Origin of the sequence: Streptomyces montanus, from assembly GCF_005786655.1 — a bacterium.
In the GTDB taxonomy this organism is placed as follows: Bacteria; Actinomycetota; Actinomycetes; order Streptomycetales; family Streptomycetaceae; genus Streptomyces; species Streptomyces sporangiiformans.
In genome coordinates this window covers 143912-163809 of sequence record NZ_VBZC01000009.1, presented here as the reverse complement: position 1 = coordinate 163809, position 19898 = coordinate 143912, and the positions used below count along the sequence as shown (strand labels likewise).

Annotated in this window: 14 protein-coding genes and 3 pseudogenes; 10 read left to right on the top strand and 7 right to left on the bottom strand. The window is 67.5% G+C overall.

Annotation, left to right across the window (positions count from 1 at the left end):
- On the top strand, nucleotides 1–1896 hold the full coding sequence (locus FE633_RS10395) for a propionyl-CoA synthetase (protein WP_138044820.1): 1896 nt from the start codon (nucleotides 1–3) through the stop codon (nucleotides 1894–1896).
- 1120 nt (nucleotides 1897–3016) lie between these two features.
- Here FE633_RS10395 and FE633_RS10390 read toward each other — a convergent pair.
- Entirely contained in the window at nucleotides 3017–4444 is a 1428-nt protein-coding gene (locus FE633_RS10390) for an esterase/lipase family protein (RefSeq protein WP_246113542.1), read from the bottom strand.
- A 68-nt stretch (nucleotides 4445–4512) separates the two neighbouring features.
- On the opposite strand from FE633_RS10390, the gene FE633_RS10385 reads away from it, so the two are divergent.
- From FE633_RS10385 to FE633_RS10370, 5 genes are all read left to right on the top strand, one after another.
- Nucleotides 4513–6681, top strand: a complete 2169-nt coding sequence (locus FE633_RS10385) for a hypothetical protein (protein ID WP_138044819.1) — start codon at nucleotides 4513–4515, stop codon at nucleotides 6679–6681.
- Entirely contained in the window at nucleotides 6668–9025 is a 2358-nt protein-coding gene (locus FE633_RS10380; RefSeq protein WP_138044818.1) for a WD40 repeat domain-containing protein, read from the top strand. Before FE633_RS10385 ends, FE633_RS10380 begins: the two co-directional genes overlap by 14 nt.
- Nucleotides 9026–9244: 219 nt before the next feature.
- A complete protein-coding gene (locus FE633_RS10375) occupies nucleotides 9245–9931 on the top strand; it encodes an RES family NAD+ phosphorylase (RefSeq protein WP_138044817.1) in 687 nt (228 codons plus the stop codon).
- 262 nt (nucleotides 9932–10193) lie between these two features.
- Nucleotides 10194–10385, top strand: coding sequence for a hypothetical protein (locus tag FE633_RS47105; RefSeq protein ID WP_171059886.1), 192 nt, complete (start codon nucleotides 10194–10196; stop codon nucleotides 10383–10385).
- A gap of 222 nt (nucleotides 10386–10607) precedes the next feature.
- Nucleotides 10608–11009 carry an XRE family transcriptional regulator gene (locus FE633_RS10370; RefSeq protein ID WP_138044816.1) on the top strand — a complete coding sequence of 134 codons (402 nt, stop codon included), beginning with the start codon at nucleotides 10608–10610 and terminating at the stop codon, nucleotides 11007–11009.
- Between the two features lie 117 nt (nucleotides 11010–11126).
- Here the strand turns inward: FE633_RS10370 and FE633_RS10365 are convergent, their stop codons facing one another.
- The 6 genes from FE633_RS10365 to FE633_RS10340 form a co-directional block, all read right to left on the bottom strand.
- Nucleotides 11127–13076, bottom strand: coding sequence for a hypothetical protein (locus FE633_RS10365; RefSeq protein WP_138044815.1), 1950 nt, complete (start codon nucleotides 13074–13076; stop codon nucleotides 11127–11129).
- 64 nt (nucleotides 13077–13140) lie between these two features.
- On the bottom strand, nucleotides 13141–14019 hold the full coding sequence (locus FE633_RS10360) for a nucleotidyltransferase domain-containing protein (protein WP_246113541.1): 879 nt from the start codon (nucleotides 14017–14019) through the stop codon (nucleotides 13141–13143).
- A 461-nt stretch (nucleotides 14020–14480) separates the two neighbouring features.
- Nucleotides 14481–15221 (bottom strand): NADPH-dependent F420 reductase, encoded by a 741-nt coding sequence (locus FE633_RS10355; RefSeq protein WP_138044814.1) that lies wholly within the window; start codon nucleotides 15219–15221, stop codon nucleotides 14481–14483.
- A 105-nt stretch (nucleotides 15222–15326) separates the two neighbouring features.
- Nucleotides 15327–15920, bottom strand: a complete 594-nt coding sequence (locus FE633_RS10350; RefSeq protein ID WP_138044813.1) for a TetR/AcrR family transcriptional regulator — start codon at nucleotides 15918–15920, stop codon at nucleotides 15327–15329.
- A gap of 240 nt (nucleotides 15921–16160) precedes the next feature.
- Nucleotides 16161–16997, bottom strand: coding sequence for a helix-turn-helix transcriptional regulator (locus tag FE633_RS10345; RefSeq protein WP_138044812.1), 837 nt, complete (start codon nucleotides 16995–16997; stop codon nucleotides 16161–16163).
- Between the two features lie 525 nt (nucleotides 16998–17522).
- Nucleotides 17523–18272, bottom strand: coding sequence for an SDR family oxidoreductase (locus FE633_RS10340; protein ID WP_138044811.1), 750 nt, complete (start codon nucleotides 18270–18272; stop codon nucleotides 17523–17525).
- A 123-nt stretch (nucleotides 18273–18395) separates the two neighbouring features.
- On the opposite strand from FE633_RS10340, the pseudogene FE633_RS48240 reads away from it, so the two are divergent.
- The 4 genes and pseudogenes from FE633_RS48240 to FE633_RS49725 form a co-directional block, all read left to right on the top strand.
- Nucleotides 18396–18602, top strand: a pseudogene (locus FE633_RS48240) (DUF6233 domain-containing protein); the annotation flags it as partial.
- A gap of 45 nt (nucleotides 18603–18647) precedes the next feature.
- Nucleotides 18648–18773, top strand: a pseudogene (locus FE633_RS10330) (IS5/IS1182 family transposase); the annotation flags it as partial.
- A gap of 218 nt (nucleotides 18774–18991) precedes the next feature.
- Nucleotides 18992–19384, top strand: a complete 393-nt coding sequence (locus tag FE633_RS10325; RefSeq protein WP_138044810.1) for a nuclear transport factor 2 family protein — start codon at nucleotides 18992–18994, stop codon at nucleotides 19382–19384.
- A gap of 242 nt (nucleotides 19385–19626) precedes the next feature.
- Nucleotides 19627–19803, top strand: a pseudogene (locus FE633_RS49725) (DUF4158 domain-containing protein); the annotation flags it as partial.
- Nucleotides 19804–19898 lie beyond the last annotated feature (95 nt).

Sequence of the window (19898 nt, the reverse complement as noted above, 5' to 3'; positions counted from 1 at the left end):
ATGGGAACGTACGAGGATGTCTTCCGCGCCAGTACCGAGGACCCGGAGAGCTTCTGGCTGAAGGCGGCAGAGGGCATCGACTGGGACGTCGCTCCGCAACGCGCCCTGGACTCCTCGGGCGCACCGTTCTACCGCTGGTTTCCCGACGGGCGGCTCAACGTCTGCTTCAACGCGCTCGACCGGCACGTCGAAGCCGGACACGGCGAACAACCCGCGCTCATCTACGACTCCCCCGTGACCGGCGCCCAACGCACCTATAGCTACGCGCAGCTGAGGAACGAGGTGGCGGCCTTCGCCGGAGCGCTCGTGCAACTCGGCGTGGGACACGGCGACCGCGTGGTCATCTATATGCCGATGGTCCCGGAGGCCGCCGTCGCGATGCTGGCCTGCGCACGGATCGGCGCGGTCCACTCGGTCGTCTTCGGCGGGTTCGCCCCGCACGAACTCGCCCTCCGCATCGACGACGCCGCTCCCAAGGTGGTCGTCTCCGCCTCCTGCGGCATCGAGGGCAAGCGGGTCATCGCATACAAGCCGCTGCTCGACCGGGCCATCGAACTCGCCGTCCACAAGCCGCAGAAGAGTGTGATCCTGCAACGCCCGCAGGCGCCGGCCGCGCTGGGGGCGGACGATCTCGACTGGGCCGACCTGGTCGCCGCCGCGCCGCCGGCCGACTGCGTCCCCGTCCCCGCCACCGATCCCCTGTACATCCTCTACACGTCCGGAACGACCGGAAAACCCAAGGGAGTCGTGCGTGACTGCGGCGGCTACGCGGTCGCCCTGCACTGGTCGATGGGCGCCGTCTACGACGTGGGCCCGGGCGAGACGATGTTCACCGGCTCCGACGTCGGCTGGGTCGTCGGGCACTCCTACATCGTCTACGCACCCCTGCTGGCCGGCGCCACCACGGTCCTGTACGAGGGCAAGCCGGTCGGCACCCCGGACGCGGGCCAGTTCTGGCGGGTGGCCGCCGAGTACCGGGTCAAGACCATGTTCACGGCACCCACCGCCTTCCGGGCCATCCGCAAGGAGGACCCGAAGGGGACGCTCACCGCCGGCTACGACCTCACCCACCTGCGCTACCTCTTCCTCGCCGGCGAGCGCCTCGACCCCGAGACGTATCACTGGGCGAGCGCCCTGCTGGGCGTGCCGGTGATCGACCACTGGTGGCAGACCGAGACCGGCTGGCCCATCGTCGCCAACCCTGTGGGCATCGAGGCCGCTCCCCTCAAGCCCGGCTCCCCGACCCGCCCGCTGCCGGGCTGGGACGTCCGCGTCCTCGACGCTTCGGGCGAGCCGGTGCCCGCGGGCGTCGACGGCGCGATCGTCGTGAGGCTTCCCCTGCCGCCCGGCGCGCTCCCCACTCTCTGGAAGGACGACGACCGCTACGTCGCCTCCTACCTCTCCGCCTACGACGGCTACTACCTCACCGGCGACAGCGGCCACATCGACGACGACGGCTACGTCTTCGTCATGGGCCGCACCGACGACGTCATCAACGTCGCCGGACACCGGCTGTCCACCGGCAGCATGGAAGAGGCCCTGGCCGCCCACCCCGATGTCGCCGAATGCGCCGTCATCGGCGTCGCCGACGAACTCAAGGGACAGATCCCGCGCGGCTTCGTCGTCCTGAAAGCCGGCAGCAACCGCGAACCGATCGAGGTCGAGGCCGAACTCGTCCGGCTCGTACGCGAGCGCATCGGCGCCGTCGCCTCTCTCAAGGACGTCACGGTCGTGGCCGCCCTGCCCAAGACCCGCTCGGGAAAGATCCTGCGCAAGACGATGCGCGGTATCGCCGACGGCCACGACGAACCCATCCCGTCCACGGTGGACGACCCCGGCGTCATCGAGGTCCTGCGCCCGGTTCTCCGCCGCCGTACCGACACCCCGTGGACGTGACCGCCCGAGGCGCCCCTTCTCGCTGTCCGCCAGCATCCGGCTGTGCATATGCCGGGTTCTGTCACACCGAGCATCTCCCCCAATCGGTCCCTGACGCGGTGTGCCGACTGTCCCCTGTGGCATTGGGGCCACCTACCGCCAGGGAACAGGGGGCGGCCTGTCATGCCAGGCCCGGCGAGACAGCGTCAAGTAGCCCCACAAGCTGACGCAGGGAGCAGAACGGTCCCACCGACCTCGGTCCCCGCACCCTCAACGTCCACCAATCATTCGCTGCAAGCCACAGAAATGCCAGGTCAGAGACACACTAGCTCGCCGCTCCGCTCTCCTTCCCCTATACAGAGGACCCTCGCTGGCGCGCATCCGCTACGCTGTCCCTGGTCGGTCGTTGGTGCGTCGCGTTGTCCGCTCAGGTGACACTGCGGAGGACGTCGCACCACGTCTGACCAGCGGGCTTGTGCTCCTGGTTGAAGATCCGCGGCCTGGATTTTCAGCAAGGTTTTCCACAAGCCCCCCGCCTTCGTAGGGCTTGTAGAAAACTCCGTCGCCGCAGGTCAGCGGGTGGCCAGGAGATCGCTCCGGAACGCACACCCATCGATTCGGAAACGCTCAGCTGATCGCTGCAGGTCAGGGCGCGTTCTCGGATCATGCCAGTCGGTCTTCTGGAAGTGACCCGTAGAGCCGTGAAGCCGGGCACGTTCTTGTCGGCTCGAAGGCTTCCTGGCACACGCAATGCTTCACCCGGATGGCGGTGAACGATGGTGTCGTTCGTGGGCCCAGACTGGCAGTCAAGCCCCGGCTCTTTCCCGTGAAAACGGGATCGCTCGAAGTCGGCTGCCTACGCTTGGTGGCGCGTGTGTGCGACGCCCAACCAAGACACATTGCGCCAGCGTCAAGGCCCTCGCAGCCGAGACCGGCACACCCTTACGGGCCGAGAACGGCACCGGTATCTCGCTACTTGCGCGGGCGGCGGAGAATTCGATCAGAACACAACTCGTTCTCATTCCTGGCCAGGGCACTTCTGTGAAGACACCAGGGACCCAAGGCGGACGTCCTGCACATTGGACCACTCGCCGGCGACAGTAAATGTCGTTACTGGAACGTTGATTCCCGAGGCTGGCTCCTAGTCCACTTCCCGCATAGCTCCGGCTTCACTGGCCAGTACAAGTTGGGTGATGGTGTGGCCGTCAATGGTACGAACGGTGACACGGTACAAGCCTGGAACGTTCACGGTGGTCCTGGCCTTGATCTGCCCGTCACCCCAGCCTGCTTTGATGACCTGCGGGTTCTGACCCGCAGCGTCGGCTATTTCGCACCGGAGACCAGCCAAGGAATCCACGCCGCTGAGCATGATATTCCAAGCGGTTCCGACTTCTACCAGATCGGGAACTTCCAGTCCGCAGCCGGGGGCGCCCTGAGGCGGGCCCAAGTGTTCGTCGTCCCGCAGTATTTCCGCTACGGCCTTGAGCGCGACGCGATCGGAGGCGACGGCTCCATGCTGTAGCGGAAGTGGTGTGACAGCGGGTCCGACGGCTGCGGAATCCTTGTAGACGGTGCCGTCACCTTTGACGTCATAGAACCTCAGGCCGCCGCGCGAGTCGCGGATGAAGTCACCGCTGGTGTGCTGGCGAGCTCCGTGGTGATGCGGGTGAACCACTCCGTCGCGGATCGTGAGACTTTGCATGGTGGCCTGATTGGTGCCGGCCACTGCCCAGTGCCCGGGCAACCTGACGTTGGCCTGCTTTTCTTGGAACTCGACTGCTGCCTGGGCGAGTTCGGCATTACCTCCGATGTCTGTCACATCGCTGGGGGTGAGGCGACGGACATCGTTCCCGTCGATGAGGCAGGCGTACTGCGGAAGAAGGTCATGAAGGCCTGGCATGGTGGCTGAGATGGATTGCAGTTGCCGGTGCGGGAGCGGGACTGGGGCACCGCGCCCGGTGTTGAGGATCGCGGCTGCCTTCACCGCACCGTAGAAGGGCGTACCAAGGGTGAGTACGGCGCGCGTGTCGTCGGCCAGAGCACCGTCGTGCGGGGCATCGAGGGCGGCCCGGGTGACGAGGCCTCCCATGGAATGAGCGACGAAGACGAGGCGTGCCGGACGTTCGTCCACACGGTTGCGCCGAGCGGCGTCGTGGGCAGGATGCAGTCGCCAGGCGGTTAGGTGGCGGCGGGCGGCCTCGGCCAACAGGTGGCCGTTGACGGCGACGGGCAGGCGCCAGTCGTAGGCGAACTCCAGGACAGCGGCCGAATCGGCGACGCAGCCTTGGACCGCATTGATCAGGTTGGTGTAGGGCTCGAACCCCTGGAGGTAGGGAGTCCAGGATGAGTGGCGCATCAGTTGTGTGGGCTTGATCCGGGTGGTCTTGCCTTCCAGTTCCTCCGGAGTCAGGCGCAGCGGCTCGAGGCCCTTGGGTCGTGTCCATGCCTTCAAGAGCCACGACACGCCGGATAAGCCCCAGACGGTCTTCTGAGTGACGGTGTCGTAGAGCTCACTGCCCATGATGCCCGGGACGATGACAACGGCGTCCTGGGTGATGTCGGCGGTCACAGCCGATGTGGCGGAGGAGTTCGCAGGTTCTGGCCCGTGGCGATTCATGGCTGTGAACAATAGAGAACATGCAGGGGGAGCACGGGGAGATTGGCTTAGTCGGGCAGGCCAATCCGTCAAAGAGTGAAGAGGGCGCAGGGCCGGCCGCGGGCTCACTGGTCATCGTGACGGTGGAGGACGGGGACCCTGAGTTCGCCAAGGCGATCGAGGAACAGCTGTCGGTCGTGACTGCGTGGTGGAAGGCAGGACCGGAACCGGGCGAAGGGTTTGTACAGACCATTCTGCGTGCGCCGGAGGAACGTCACGATGTGGAACGTTTCTTGCACAGCTCCAGCATCCGGGACGCGGCAGAAGACGAGGCGCTGGTCCTCTACGTCACGTCACACGGCGCTGTCGGCACATCCACCAGACACTTCCTGCTCCTGCCAAGCACGGACACTGATCGGCTGCTGGCGACGGGCATGCCGACGAACGAGGTTGTCATCGCGGCTCTCGACTCGCAGGCCCGCCATGTACTCGTGATCGTCAACGCCTGTGAGGCGGAAGGCATCGATGTAGAGCTCAGGGACCTGGCCCGCGACCTTGTCCGGCCAGGGTCCCCGGGGAGGGCGCTGAACGTCGTGGCGACAACGGGGGCCCGTTCCCCAGTGCTGGGCCGCGAGTTCGCCGTCGTCCTGCGCATGGCCTTCGAGTGGTTTCAGGACGCGGCCGGAATCGCCCGTCCGTACCTGTCGATCTCCGAATTCATGCAGGCCCTCGAGCAGGCCACCGACCGACTCAACGAAGAACGGGATCTCTCACTCGCGGGTCCCCGAACGGTCCTCCAGGGCAAGCTCGGCACCCCGATCCCCACCCTGCCCAACCCTGGCTACCGGCCCAAACCGCAGGTGGTCACAGAAGCCAGAGAGGAAGTCGCAGCCACGCCCGAGGAACTGGAGTACTGGCTGGACCGCGCCAGCGGCCGCGCCAGCCGCGACGATCCCGGCTGGTACTTCTCCGGCCGCCAGGGACTCAACCGCCGACTGACCGCCTTCGTCAAAGGTCCCGCGGGCGTCCTCATCGTGACCGGCACCGCCGCCAGTGGGAAATCCGCGGTACTGGCCCGGGCAGTGACGCTCAGCGATTCCGCCTTCCGAGCGTCACCCCGCTACGCAGAGGCGGTGAGTAAGGCGCCCGCTGACACCGTCCCGGACGAGGGATCGATCCACGTGGCGGTTTCGGCCCGCAACCGCGGGCCGCTGAGCCTGATCAAAGCCATCGGTACCCGACTGGGCGGTGAGCGGGACCGCGCACAACCTGCGGCAGATGCTCTGCGGCAATGGCAGGAAGGGCTGCGCACCTTCTTCACATCCCGTCAGAAGGGCACGGTTACGGTGGTCGTCGACGGCCTCGACGAATCCCCGGAGGCTGGTGCCTGCATCCGAGATGTTCTCGTGCCTCTCGCCGGCTATGCCGGCGGGCCCGGTATGGCGGACAGAATCTCCATCCCCGCCCAGGCTGCCGACTCCACGTTAACCGAACCTCCCTCTGGCCACAGTGGCCTGCGTCTCCTCATCGGGGTCCGCAGCACCAGCCCAGGCACCCGGGTGGCGGCCGACGCCACCGGGGTTCCTGGGCTAGTGCAGGAACTCCGGCTTGTCTTCCCGGCAGCGCAGGTGGTGCGCACGGACGGAGAGGGGGTGCAGGCGGATATCGCCGCCTACGTGACTGCTCTGTTGGCCGGGGCGCCGTGGAGCACCGACCCGAAGGTGATCGCCTCGGCAGCAGAGCGAGTGGCACGTCATGCAGGTCGGTCTTTCCTGGACGCCCGCTTGGCCGCCGAACAGTTGCGTCGCAGCGACGGAATCACACTGCTCCGCAACCAGCTGTGGCTCTCACGGCTCGACCGGGGCACCGTGGGGCTGTTCGAGCAAGATCTCAACCAGGTCGGCGATGACGGCCTGAACCGGGAGGAGGCGCTAGCCCTGCTGCGCGCCACCGCGTTCGGGCTGGGGCGCGGGATGCCGTGGGCCCAGGTGTGGCCGGCCGTGGCTTCAGCGCTGCTGCAGGCCCGTATCGATCACGCCGACGAGAAGATCCGACGGCTCCTCGAAGGCCGACTTGCCGGATACCTCACGCATGACATCGAGGATGACCACGTTGTGTACCGACCCGCCCACGAGCAACTCGGGGTGATGCTGCGCCAGTGGCCTCAGCCGCCGCACGAGATGAGGAGGGCCTTGGATGAACCCGGATGAGCGGCAGAGGAGCGCCGACACCGGTGAGCAGCAGGCCCATGCACGCATCGCAGCCGCACTGGCGCGTTTGGTCAAGCCTGATGCAGTGACCGTGCCGCACCCCTATCTGACCCGGCACCTGGCTCACCATGCCGCGCTCGGCGAGGCTCTGGATGACAGCCACGTGCCGCCTGGCCTGCTGCCGTGGGTCTCCGGCGACGCGGTCCGGGGACTTCTCGGCCTCCCACACGCACGCCGTGCGAACCGGGAATGGCTCACGGCATGGGCTGCCATCGAGCCCTACGTCCAGGACGCGGATCTCCCCTCCCGCTGCTCCAGTCTGCATCTGGCCTACACAGCCTTGCGGTTTCCCGGTGTTCCCCGGCACGACCTGCCTCAGGAGGCCGCAGAATTCGCGGGCTCCCGCCTGTGTGTCCTCTGGTCACAATGGGCGCCGCCCTCCAACGTGCTCGCGACACTCAGCCGTCGCAGTCTGTCGCTGGCCACGGCCGAAGGTCCCGATGGTGCGCAACTGCTGGTTGTAGGCAGTGAGTCGGGCGGCATCGAGCTCATCGACACGGCTACCGGTACACCTGTCGGGGACCGGATTCCCGCGCACGACGGCGACGTGCGATGCCTGTTCTTCGTGGCGCACTCCACCGGCGATGGAGCGCTTGTCTCTGGCAGCACCGACGGCACGGTACGCGTCTGGGACACGGTCCGGGGGACCCTGCTTGACCATATGACGTTCGGGGGGCGTACCTGGACCGCTGCTGTCGCCGGATACCGCGACGGCGCAGGGACGTTGACTGTGGCAGCTGTCAACGGTGGCGGCGCGGTAAAACTCTGGCGCGAGCACTCGGAGGAACTCCACCTGGCCGACATGAGCGCTCATCCGTTGGAACAGGCCGCATTCGCACTGGGCCTCGCCATCGGCCCCGGCGGACGGCAACTGCTGCTCGGTGCCGGCCGCACGCTGAAAGTGTGGGACACCGCGGATCATCGATTACTGCATGAGTACCCTGTGGGCGCTCCGGTCAGGTGCCTGACTGAAACAACCGTGCCGGGCTGGGTCGCAACTGGCCACAGCGACGGCTCCATCACCCTGTGGGACACGGCCTCAGGCCTCCAAGCCATCTTCCGAGGGGAGGGAGAGCCGGTCACCGCCCTGGCGGCACTGCGCATCGACGGCTCGGACCTACTCGCCGCGGCCGGCTCCGGATCAACGATCGACCTGTGGGACATGGACACCAGGCATAGGACCGGTCAGCTCACCGGACACACGGACGCCATGACAGCCCTGCGCACGATCTCGGCCGACGACTGCGACCGACTCGCCTCCACCGCTCGGGACAACACCGTCCGGCTCTGGGACACGCATTCCATCCGCCACGCGATTCGGGGCACCGCCACAGCCCCCGCAGCCCTAGCTGCGGCAATCACTCCGGAGTCCGTTGCCACACCGCTCCTGGCCGTCAATTACAGCACCGCGCAAACCCAGGTCTGGGACACCCTCACCGGGGCGGTCACCGGCTCGTTCGGCAGGGACTCGAAGCATGCCTCGTCTGCCCTCAACTGGGCACCGGAGCACGAAGGCCGGCGCTTACTCCTCTGGGCGGCATCCGACCACAGCATCCGGTCCTGGGACCCCGTACGCGGTGCTGCTGCCGGCGTCCTTCTCAAGGGGCACTCCCGGCCCATACACGCCCTCGCCTCGACTGCAGCCTGCGATGGACGGCGGTTGGCTATCAGCGGCGACGATTTCACAGTCCGGCTCTGGGACCTGGACAGAGAACGACCGCTACAGCAGTGGCGGCATCCCTACACGGTCCGAACCGTAGCGGCGGCGTCCGACGGAGTCAGCGCGGACTGGTTCGCTTCTGGCAGTGCTGACGGGACGGTGCGCCTGTGGGCGGCCACAGACCATGCGCCCAAAAAAGTCCTCTACTGTCGACAGGGGATCATCAATGCCGTGGCCATCAACACGGGCACCTCCCCGTTGCCGCCTTTCCTCGCCAGCGGTGGAGATGACCGCACGGTGCGCATATGGGACTTGCGCACCCTCGAACCCATCGGCGAGCCCCTTCGAGGCCACACAGCCGCCGTCGAGGCCATCGCTACCTGGACAACGTCCGCTGATGTCGCTCGCTCCTACGTCGCCAGCTCCTCTCGGGACGGCACGATCCGGGTCTGGGATGCGACAACGTCTTGCTGCATCCTGCGGCTGGCCACGGGAAACCCTGTGCACACGCTGTCCGTGCGCCCCTCAGGCGAATCCGTCAACAAGGTCGTCCTCGCCATGGCGGGAGCGGCCGGAGTCGCCGTTCTCGAGTTGGACCTGGAGGACCCGTCGCCTACGAAATAGGCCGTGCGCCCCCTCAAATCCTTCGTGCGCCCCTCATGGGATCGGCAGGACCAGTCGCCCTTGTCTGTCCAGCAGCAGAAAATGATCGTTCGGCTGCGTTCAGACGCCCGGACATCCGGCAGTGCGTGCCGACGCCCGTCTTTGCCGCGCACACGGCGAGCAACGAACCAAACCCGAGAACCGACACGTGCAAGTTCGTACCTGAGTGAGGAGCGGCCCATGAGCGAGGGCACACCGTTAGAGGCAAGTCTCATACCGGCACCGGAACGCGGGGTGTGGCGCCTGGGGAAGGCGGAGAACCCACGCAAGTACAACAAGATCAGCCGGGAAGACGACAGCCGCTCGGGGGGCAACCGGTGGAGCCTGGTGAGCTACGGCACCTTGTACTGCGCCTCCGATCTTGACGGGTGCTTCGCCGAGGCGCTGGCTCCTTTCCGTGTGGATCCCGAACTGCGTGAATTCATCGGTGATGACTGGAACGAGCCCTACTTCATGAGGCCCGGCCACCTTCCCCAGGACTGGCGCACCCGACACACGCTGGTGCGGTTACAGCCGGCTAAGGAGGCGCGCTTCTTAGACGTCGACAACGAGCAGACGCAGCGCACGTTGTCGAGAGAGCTCAAGGAAGAGTTGGCGCAGTTCGGCATCACCGACCTGACCGCCGAACACGTCCAAGGCACGAACCGCAGGGTGACGCGCCAGATCGCCGCCTGGGCGATCGCGCAGCGCGACCCGCAACAGGGCCGGCTGATCCACGGGATCGCCTACCGCTCCCGCTTCGGGATGCGCCAGTGCTGGGCCATCTTCAGCGATGTCGATCTGGAAGAGGTGGAGAGGCAGCCGATCTGGCCGGAGACCGAGGGGCTGGGGAGAGTCGCCGACGAGTACGGACTCATCATCCGCTGACGCCGCGACACCACACTCGCCATCCCCCGCTCGCATCCATCTTGAAACCTCCATCAGCCGCGTAGCCCGAACGAAGGAAAACGTCAGTGACCACCTGACGCCATCAGGCGACGGGATGGAGCGAAGCTGCACGTCAGCGCCCCAACCTCGCTTCAGTGAACTGATCTTGACGGGCCTTCAGGCGGCAGAAGTAAGCGCAAAAACGGTGGAGTTAGAGGTGGATTCTGGGTAGCCTTAACTCATGAACTATTGGGGAGGGACTATGAACACAGTCAGCCACCAGTTACCAGCAGCCGGCATCGCCGCACCTGCGATCGCGCTGATACCTCCTGACGGCGCTCCGCAGGCCAGCCAGCCGAGCAACTGGCGTCGCAACAAGCTCCTGCACAGCCTGCACCCCCTCAGTCAGCCCAGCACCGGATCTGTCTCCGAGACCGGCATGCAGCGATGCTGACCACAGGCGTCTAGCGCCGTCATGATCCGCAGAGGTCACGCTTCCCCGCGGATCCACCTTCCAGAAGCGTCACATCAGTCAGCGGCGCCGAGCCCGCATCTGCACTCCATCGGACGTGCGGCAGGCCGAGTTGTCCGCAATTAAGTCCTGCACCCGTTGTCTGACACGCGACCAGTCGGCCACCGGCCAGGCGTGCAGTCAGAACACGAGGGAGGAAATGCAATGGCCACCACAGCCAACAATCCTGCAGCCGCCAAGAGTGCGGCAAGCGCCGAGCGAGCCCACGTCACCACGGTACGCATGTCCATCGCGGACATTGCCCGATTCCTGCAGGACAACCTCGGCCAGCGCCTGACCGCTCGCATCACCAACATCAACGATCCCCGGCAGGTCGGCAAGTGGGCTTCGGGCGATTCAGCACCACGCCAGGACGCCGAGGACCGTCTCCGCGCGGCCCTGCAGGTGTTCCAACTCATCCAGGACGCTGAGAGCCTCTACACAGCACGTGCCTGGATGATCGGGATGAACCCCCAACTCGAGGACGAAGCCCCTCTTACGGTGATCGCTGAGGGGCGCTTCAAGGACGTCATGGTCGCCGCACGTGCTTACGTCGACGGTGGCTGACTCACTGCAGTTGGACACACAGGGCAGCGCAAACTTCTGGGCCGCCTCGCAGACAAGGCCGCGGGGCGGCACAGCCACGTGCCACGGGGAAGGCGCAGATCCTCGGTACCTGGCCGCTCATCGGCTCCCCGGCGGCTTCGGCCAAGATGCTCCTGCGGCAGCCGCATCCAGCAGATCACCGAGGCGCAGCCAGGCGGTCGGCCCGGAGTAAGTGGCCGGGCAGGCCGCAAACCGGTCCCACGCATCCTGATCAACGCTCAGGGCCTCACGTACCACGGAAACCACAACCGGATGTGCGCTTCCGTAACGATCACCCCGGGCACGCAGCACCGACCAGGTCGGCAGGGCACGTACCAGTTCCGACGTGATGTCCCGCCTGGCCAGGACCAGACGGGTCCATGCCTCGCGCCACGGCGGTCCGCCACCGAGGTTCCCACGCAGGCCCTCGGTGAGACGGAGCAGCACCGTGTCCGGGGAGCCGTGCCGGCGCAGTACGTCCTCGAAGTCATCGTCGGACCGGCGCCCGCTCGCGGCACACGCGAGGAGAGCCTTCTCCACGAGGGAGTCGTCGCCGGGATGCCGGTCCAGGTACTCGCTCAGGGCCTGTGCCGGGACAGCGGCCAGTTCGCGCACTCTCACCTCGCCCGGGGCGCCGAGTGCGCTCCGGCGGCGATCCGCGCCGACGGCAGGCGGCGGATCGGCAAGGACGCGCTCGATCGTGTCGAGGATCTCCTCGAGCTCGCGACGCTGGTCGTAACGCGGCTGAAGGCCGCGCTGGTGAGGGCTCAACCGTTTCCGCCCATGCCGGACGATCGGGCGGACCCCGGCCTTGACCTTCTCGGTGACCGTCGGAAGGTGCAGCATCATGTCGCGTACCCAGGCCACCTCGTCCGGGTCGATGGCCGAGTAACGGTCCTCGGCCTCCCAAAAGGGAAGGGCACGGGCTGCCGTCTCGGCGAACCTTGCCGCGAGGTCGGCGAGCGTAGTGGCGGGGGCCCGCCAGTGCACCGGCCGGTAGCCGTCCTTGGCCTGGGTCGGGTTGAGCAGGTGACGCCAGGTTCCAGATGCGGCGTGCCGCGCCCAGGTGACGGGGGCCTCGCACCCTATGTCGAGCAGCGTGGTGCTCTCGCGTCTCAGGAAGTGGCGGAGCCGGACCTGCTCCTCGTCCGGCAGGGCGGACAGTTCCGCAGCGAAGCAATCCAGTACCTGCTGCTTGTCCGACCCATCGCGGCGCATGCGGGAGGCCTGGGCCAGCAGCAGTTCGTAAGGGAAACGCCCAAGGTCGGCCGCGGCAAGCTCGGTCAGTAGCTCAGGCTCGACCGACCAGGGAAGACTGCCCAGCAACTCGTCGCGGACCGTCCGCTCGGCGTCAGTGTGCTTGGACCACTCCACGAACTCCCGGTGACGGTCCGGGTTTCGTTCAAGTATCAGGCGCCACATGCTCGCCCATGCCTCGTACGCCCGTGCGTGACGCTCCAACCAGTCGTCGGCGTCCTCTCCCTCGCCCGGCTTTCCGGGGTCAGGGGCCGTGGGAAGCGTGTCGCGAGCTGCGACGAACACCAGGTCGTGCAGCGGGCCTTGCCGCAACACGATCTGGGCCTGGGTTGGGTCCTCCAGCAGTCGGGGAGTCATCGGCGGCGGTGTACCGCCCCGGGCACGCACTTCCTCGGCAACCGCACTGACCAGCCGCTCAGCGGCGCGTGGGCTCCCGAGCTGAGCCAACTGTCCAGCAGTGCACCGCTTCAGTGTCTGGTCCCGCAGGGACGCCGGACACGATGGGTGCCCAAGGGCGAGCGCAACCAGGGTCGGTCGACGATCGAAGTGGGGCGATTCCTTCTCGGTCTCCAGATCCGCCGCCACGGCTGCGTCCAGAAGCCATGCGGGCGCCTCCTCGGCATGGGGACCCAACAGCAGAGCCTCGGCGAGGGCGGAGCGGTCGTATCGGGGCTGATCCGACCGGACCTGCTGCGCCGCCAGCCGTACCACGGGGTCCTCCGGGCCGCAGTCGGCCATCGCCGTGAGAAGGAATTCGGAGGGCAGCACAGCGTCGAGGTCCTGGCCGGTCACGAGAGGTTCTCCATCGGGATCGTTGGTGCACTTGCTCGGCATGCTGAAAGGTCCTACACGAGGCTCACTGCGGCCCCGGAACGATGAGAAGGGCATCCAGCGGGCGGGTTCGCGTGGGGTGAGGGATCTCGAGCCAGCCGTCGCCCTCGGCAAGACAGCGTGGGATGGCCCTGTAGCGGCGCCACTGCCAGTTGATCCACCATCGTGGCTCGTTGGGCTGTCCTGCACGCCGTGTGGAGGTCGGCAGCAGTTCGCCGGCGAGTTCGATGTCCTCAAGCGGCGCCCCCAGACTCCGCACGTACTCGAGGGCGGAAAGCGCAGCTCGGTGCAGGGGCTGTCGAAGTTCCAGCGCTCGTCGATGGCCATGACCGTCTGTCGTCCTGGGGGCATGGCGTCGGTGTCGGGGAGGGTGAGACGGGAGATCGTGATCTGTCCGGCGCCATTGCACCAGGTCGTGGCGGACTGGCCGAGGAATGTGCCGGTCAAGGCCTTCGAACTCTTCGATCATGTCGTCACGCGGCGCCCGCCCGGCGTTGGAGTCCTCTTTAATGCCGTGAAGTACGGCGAGTGCCTGCTTCAGCGTGTCCCCCCGGCACCAGAGGGGAAGCATGGCAACGCCCTCGCGTTCCAGCTCCTTCCGTTCGGAAGCCTCCCACTGGAACTGGATGCCACGGCGACGCCCGATCAGAGCCTGGCGCAGATCGATCCGGGGATCCCGTGCGGAGGAAACCAGGTAGGCCAGGAGACGCGCGTTCATCTGCTCATCGCGGTGGAAGTCCACCGCAATGTCCACGTCGTGCGGGTCCAGGGCGCCGCGCGCGTACGAGCCGAACAGGTACACGGCGTCGACCAACTCCAGCGGCCACCCTGCATCCTCGTCCAGACGCTGAAGCAGCTCCGTCACCAGTGCGGTGGCCCGCTCGCGGTTCACCTCGCCCCCCATCCCCCTGACCCCTTTGTCTCCGTGCGATCGTAAGCTCGATGCCCCACGCGAGGGGGCAGTTCAGCACAGTCCGTCCCAGTTGTTCAGGGCTTGCTTGCAGTCGCTCTCGCTGTCAGTTTCGGTGTCTTAATTCAGCGATTCGCCTGATCGTTGTTGGCATCATTCGCATGCAACTCAGCAGAGGTGCGGGCACCGGTTCTGACGGACGCTCAACACATGAGAAAAGCACTCCGAAAGAAATGCGCGCAGTCATCGGCCATGCTGCGCTGCGCGGAGGCCGCCGCGGCTGCGGACGCACCCTGCGGGTGCCGGCAGGCTTGCGGATGCCCGCAGGCAGCGGCGTGCCGAAGCTGCAGTCTGCAGCGCGGTGGACTGTGCGCTCTTCGTGTTCGTCTTCGTTCGCGGCGTGCCGGCGCTGCCGCTCTCGTGCCGTTGCGTGCACGCGCGCCGCGTCGGGTGACTCAGCGGTGGGCGGCGCGGTTCATCTCGACGACGTCGTCGACGGTGGGGTTGGCCGGGAGGGCGGCGAAGCGTTCCGGGAGGCTGTCGCGGATGCGGGCATCCTTGACGCGGTCGGCCGCGGCCAGGGCCGCCGGCAGCTCGTCGAGGGTCAGCTCGGTGCAGTAGGCGGGGCTGTTCGGCTGCTGGCGCCAGGAGTCGGCCAGCGTGCCGGTGTCGTAGGGGTCGAAGCCGGTGTCGTCCACCAGGCTCATGGCCACCTTCCGCGCCTCCTCGGAGTCGCCGGCGACGGGGATGGCGAGGCGGCCGGGCGTTCCGGCCGGGACGCCCTTGGCCCGCTGGGTTTCGGCCAGCGCGGCGTTCCACGCCTTGACCACGGGGCGGCCGAGCAGCTCGGCCGTGTACACGCTCTCCACCTGGCCGTTGTCCACCGCCTCGATCGGCTCGCTGAGCATGCCGGGGTAGTAGTTCGAGGTGTCGATGACCACCGTCTCGTCGGGCACCGACGCGAACAGGTCCGCCAGCTTGCCCGCCACCCCGAACGGGATCGACAGGACGATGACGTCCCGGCCCTGGACGGCGGCGTCGGAGAGGTCCGCCGCGCGGGCCCCGGACTCCAGCACCTCCGCCCGGACGGCCTCGGGGCCGCGGGCGTCGGCCACCTGGACGTCGTGACCGGCCGTGCTGAGCTTGGCAGCGAGGTTCCCGCCGATGGCGCCAGCGCCTATGACAGTAATTTTCATGACTTGTTCCTTAGGAGGTTGTGCCGTCCCTGGGGGCAGCACGATGTGATGGATGGGTGGTGGTGCCGCCTGGCGTTGCGGGGGCGGAGCGGGGTGCCTGGCGATTTACGCCTGGGTGTCCTGCTGGCGGTAGCCGCTCGCGATGAGCGTGCGGAGTCGGTCGAGCGACTCCTCCTCGGTACCGGTGCCCTTGATCCAGGCAACGGAACAGGCCGCGAGGAACAGGTCGTGCCCCCGCACCGACGCGCGCACGCGCCCCGCGAGCTGCGCGGCTCGCACGTATTGATCGGTGGCGGAGATGAGGATGTCGCAGGGAATCGTGAGCGGGTTGTCCGGCTCCTGCGCCCGGGCCGCGGCCATGAGCGGGTCGGGCAGCCCGCTGAAGGCGCTGAAGTACTCCTCCATCGCGCGCAGCCACTGCTCCAGCGCCTGGGCGGCGTCGTCGAGTTGCTCGATGTCCGCCTGGCGGGCCACGAGTTCCTCGGAGCGGGTCTGCAGCACGGCCGCCAGCAGTGCCTCCCGGGTGGGGAAGTGCCGGTACAGGGTGCCGGGCCCGACGCCCGCCTCCTTGGCCACCGCCTCGAGGGAGGTGCCGACCCCGTGCTGCAGGAAGTGACGCTGCGCGGTCTCCAGGAGGGCAGCGCGGTTGCGCTGGACGTCCGCGCGGGGCTTGCGTTCCCGCTGTGCACCGGCGCTCATGCGCCCTCCTGTCTGCCGTGATCCTGCGGCCGCATCAAAACGGATGCTGCCTCCGCACTTAGTCGAGAGTAAAACGGAGGCAGCGTCCGGTCAAATGGGCGGCCTGAGCGCGGAGCCCGGACACCGCAGGGGGCCGACACATTTAGCAGCCGTAGAACGCGGGAGCCGTGCGGGCTGCACCATTCCAGGGGGCCCTTGTCCGGCCTCTCCAGCGCGGAGCCCGGTCCTCGGTCCAGGACGTCAGGGGGTGAGCTGTTGGTGTCCGATGACGGAGAGCAGTTCGAGTTTGCTGTGGCTCTCCGTGCCGGGGCGGGTGGTTAGCACCACCAGGGTCTGGGCGCGGTTCTCGGTGAACAGGAGCTGGGCGTCGACATCGATGCGGCCGAGTTCGGGATGGAGGAGGGTCTTGCAGTCGCCGTAGCGGGCGACTTCCTGCAGTTCCCACATGCGGACGAACTCGGGGCTGTGTTCCTGGAGTTCGGCGAGGATCCGGGCGGCTCGGGGGGTGTCGCTGCCGGCTGTCAGCGCGGCCCGCAGGCGTGCCGCCTGGGCGCGGCCGTGGCTTTCGTGGGTCTCCTCGGGGTACACAAAACGCTCGGCCGGGTCCATGAACCAGCGGTAGTAGCCGCTACTGGCCAGACCGGTGTGGCGGGTCTGGTCGCCGAGCAGCGCGATGGCCAACGCGTTCATCGCGAGGGTGTCGGACAGGTCGGTCGTTACCAGGGCCGGGGAGTCGTCCAGGCGGTCCAGGACCCGCATCAGGGTCGGGCTGACGTGTTCGGAGCGGTGGAAGCGGGCCGGGGCGTTGTGGCCGATGAGGGCGAAGAGATGGTCGCATTCGTCCAGGGACAGCCTCAGCGCCCGGGCGAGAGCCGCGGTGATCTGGACGGAGGGCTGCGGAGCGCGCTGCTGTTCCAGCCGGGCGTAGTAGTCGGTGGACATGCCGGCGAGCTGCGCGACCTCCTCGCGGCGCAGCCCCTGCGTACGCCTGCGCGGCCCCTCGACCAGCCCGACATCACGAGGCCGCAACATCTCACGCCGGTGGCGCAGGAATTCCGCCAGTTCCTTCTTGTCCATGCCCCCCATCCTCGCCGCATCCCGCCCGGCTATCCAGAGACCGCCGATCCATGGATGAGCCCTCCCCTCCCACTCCTGCGCAGGCGCCCCTACGGCCGCGCCGAGGGCGCTCGCAGCGAGACGACCCGACGATCACCTGCCCCTGCGTGACCCGCTGGGAAATACGCCGGCTGTCGGCGGTACGCCGCAGGTCGTCGGCATGGAAGACCGCCCGCCGCGACGGGCCCCCCGTCGAGGACACCCAACGCTTTGGACCCAACGCTTTGACCGGCCCCGGGCCTCATCGCCCGGGGCCAGCCGACACGACGATGTTCGCCGTGTCAGCCGGGCGCTCGCGTGCCCCTCGGCGCTCAGGACGGAACCGGTCGCCTCCAGTGCGACGACGGGGCGAAGCCGAAGGCGCTTCCTTACCGTTCCGCGTCTTCGGTGAGGACCTCCCCGAGGCGGGTCCAGCTCGCGTTCGTCCATGATGTGGCCCAACAGGACCCGCCCGCGTGCTGTTGTTCCGCGTCTGTCACAGGTCGGTCAGCTGCCGCTGATCATGGCGAGGATGTCGTGGTAGGAGCCGTTGGCCTGCGCGTCGCGGATGAACCTTGCGCGCTCGACGACAATCTCCTTCGCGTCGGGCTGCTCGCGCAGCAGGTCGAGGGTCTCGGTGAGGAAGTCGTCCAGCGGCATGGATTGCTCGTTGTCCTGCTGGCCGAGCAGGGTCGTGCGCACAGCCGGCGGGATCACCTCGATCACCTGGACGCCGGCGTCGGCACCGGCGAGCTGGATGCGCAGGCTCTCGGAGAAGGAGTGCAGCGCGGCCTTGGTCGCGCTGTAGGTCGGGGTGCTCTGATATGGGACGAACGCCAGCGCGGAGGTGACGTTCATGACGACCGCGTCGTCCTTGCCCACCAGCAGCGGCAGGAAGGCGTACGTCATCCGAATCGTGCCGAGCAGATTGGTCGCGATGTGATCCTCGGCGACCTGGAGTCCGGCCGGGTCGAGGACGCTCTCCAGCAGCTGAATGCCGGCGTTGTTGACCAGGACGTTCAGCCCCGGGTGGCTCGCCGCCACGGTCTCACGGGCCCGGGCGATCGAGTCGGGGTCGGCGACGTCGAGGACGAGCGCGTCGATGCCCGGGTGCTCGGCCGTGATCTCGTCGAGGAGTTCCTTGCGCCGGCCGGCGACGATCACCTTGTTGCCGGCCTCGTGCAGACGCAGGGCCAGGCCGAGGCCGATGCCCGAGGTGCCGCCGGTGATCAGGATCGTGTTGCCGGTCATCTTCATGGGGGTCTTGCTCCTTCGGTACGGCGGGCCGGTGAGCGCCCGCGGCCTCGACCGTAGAGACGCCCGCGCAGCGGTGGGAGAGGACGGTTTATCCATGGATCGGCGGTCTCTGCCTCGTGAAGCGAACGTCGGCCGTCGGGCTGGGTCCTGCAGAAGCTGGAGGGCGGCCGCGGTCCCGGCCGAGGCGTCGTCCACGCCGTCGACTGCGAGGAAGCACCCGCCGGGGCGCCGCTGCTGCCCCTGGACCAGGCACTGGACGCCGCGAAGCATCCCGGTACCCGGCGTTGCTCCCTGTGCACCCGTGCTCGACCTCCCGTACAAGCTGGTTGAGCACATCTCGTGGCTCATCTACGCCCGATCGCGCCTTACTAAAGCGCCGGCGCCACCGTCCGCACCCCTTACTACGGCCACCATGAACTTCCGGAGCACTACCAGCAGTACAACCGCGACCACGCCTGTCTCCGCGCTCGAGGCGAACGCGCCTTCGCCCGTCTCAAGTCCGGCGACTCGATGGTGGCCGGCTGGGGAGGATCGTCGGTCCATGGATATGTGATCCTCTCCCGCCCCCGCCGATACACCCCCATAGTCGAGACTGCCGGGCGCCCGCCCCTGCGGCGAAGGAGAGCATCGCCGAGGCCAACGGCGCCTACGACCAGGTGCTGGCCATGCTGAGCGGCGCCAAGATCTGATCCAGCAACGCACAAAATGGAGAGCCGAACGTGAAACCCACGAATGAAGACACCGTCGAAATCAGCAGGGCCGTGGCGCTGTGGGCGCACATCATGGACGACCACGAACTGGACCGTCTCGGCGAATGCCTCACCGAAGACGCGGTGTGGGACGGCAGCGTCTTCGGCGGCGACCCGGTCGTCGGGCTGGACGCGATCGCGACCTTCATGAACGCGCCCGGACACGCGAAAGCCCACCACACGACGAACATCGTCGTGTCGGAAGGCCCGGGCGACGAGGTGCGGGCCCGATCCAAAGGGCTGAGCCTGCTGGAGGGCGGCGGTGTCGCCAGCGTCGTCTACGCCGACGACCTGCGACGTACCGATGACGGCTGGCGCATTTCCCGGCGGGTCATCCATCTCACGTGGCCACTTCGCCGCTAGGAGGCCGCGGAATATCGCCGTTTCCGGGGCTGGGCTTGAGGCCGTCGGCGGGGTGGCCGGGCCTCGAGGACACCCGGAGCGTCGTGCAGGGCAACACCCTGCTGGAGTGGGATGCGTCCCATGTCAGGGGTCTCACCGGTACTCCAGGATTGAACGCTAAGCATTGATCTCGGATCTCGGTTCGATCACTGCTGGGACTGGTGAGGTGCCTGTTCCCTAGCGTCACCACCTGTGGCACTTGACTGTCTTTCAGGAGAGCAGAAGGCCGGTACGCCCGCTTCGCCGGCGAGCCGTCCGTTCAGGAGCTGGAGGGGTATTTCTGGCTGGACGCGGTGGCCTTGGAACAGGCCCGGGCCAAGCGCCGGTCTCATCACCGGCAGGGCTGGGCGGTGCAGTGGGGCACGCTCAGACGCTGGGCACCTTTTTGTCGGCGCTGGCCCACATGCCGCCGGGGGTGTCGGCGTTCGTCGCGGAGCAGCTGGAAACGGGGGCGGGACACGAGGGCCTCTCACGG

Coding starts and splice junctions, on each gene's coding strand:
- FE633_RS10375 (WP_138044817.1), top strand. CDS start 9,245: ATGAGCGAGGGCACACCGTTAGAGGCAAGTCTCATACCGGCACCGGAA.
- FE633_RS47105 (WP_171059886.1), top strand. CDS start 10,194: ATGAACACAGTCAGCCACCAGTTACCAGCAGCCGGCATCGCCGCACCT.
- FE633_RS10340 (WP_138044811.1), bottom strand. CDS start 18,272: ATGAAGATGACCGGCAACACGATCCTGATCACCGGCGGCACCTCGGGC.
- FE633_RS10370 (WP_138044816.1), top strand. CDS start 10,608: ATGGCCACCACAGCCAACAATCCTGCAGCCGCCAAGAGTGCGGCAAGC.
- FE633_RS10380 (WP_138044818.1), top strand. CDS start 6,668: ATGAACCCGGATGAGCGGCAGAGGAGCGCCGACACCGGTGAGCAGCAG.
- FE633_RS10350 (WP_138044813.1), bottom strand. CDS start 15,920: ATGAGCGCCGGTGCACAGCGGGAACGCAAGCCCCGCGCGGACGTCCAG.
- FE633_RS10355 (WP_138044814.1), bottom strand. CDS start 15,221: ATGAAAATTACTGTCATAGGCGCTGGCGCCATCGGCGGGAACCTCGCT.
- FE633_RS10360 (WP_246113541.1), bottom strand. CDS start 14,019: ATGGGGGGCGAGGTGAACCGCGAGCGGGCCACCGCACTGGTGACGGAG.
- FE633_RS10385 (WP_138044819.1), top strand. CDS start 4,513: ATGCAGGGGGAGCACGGGGAGATTGGCTTAGTCGGGCAGGCCAATCCG.
- FE633_RS10395 (WP_138044820.1), top strand. CDS start 1: ATGGGAACGTACGAGGATGTCTTCCGCGCCAGTACCGAGGACCCGGAG.
- FE633_RS10345 (WP_138044812.1), bottom strand. CDS start 16,997: ATGGACAAGAAGGAACTGGCGGAATTCCTGCGCCACCGGCGTGAGATG.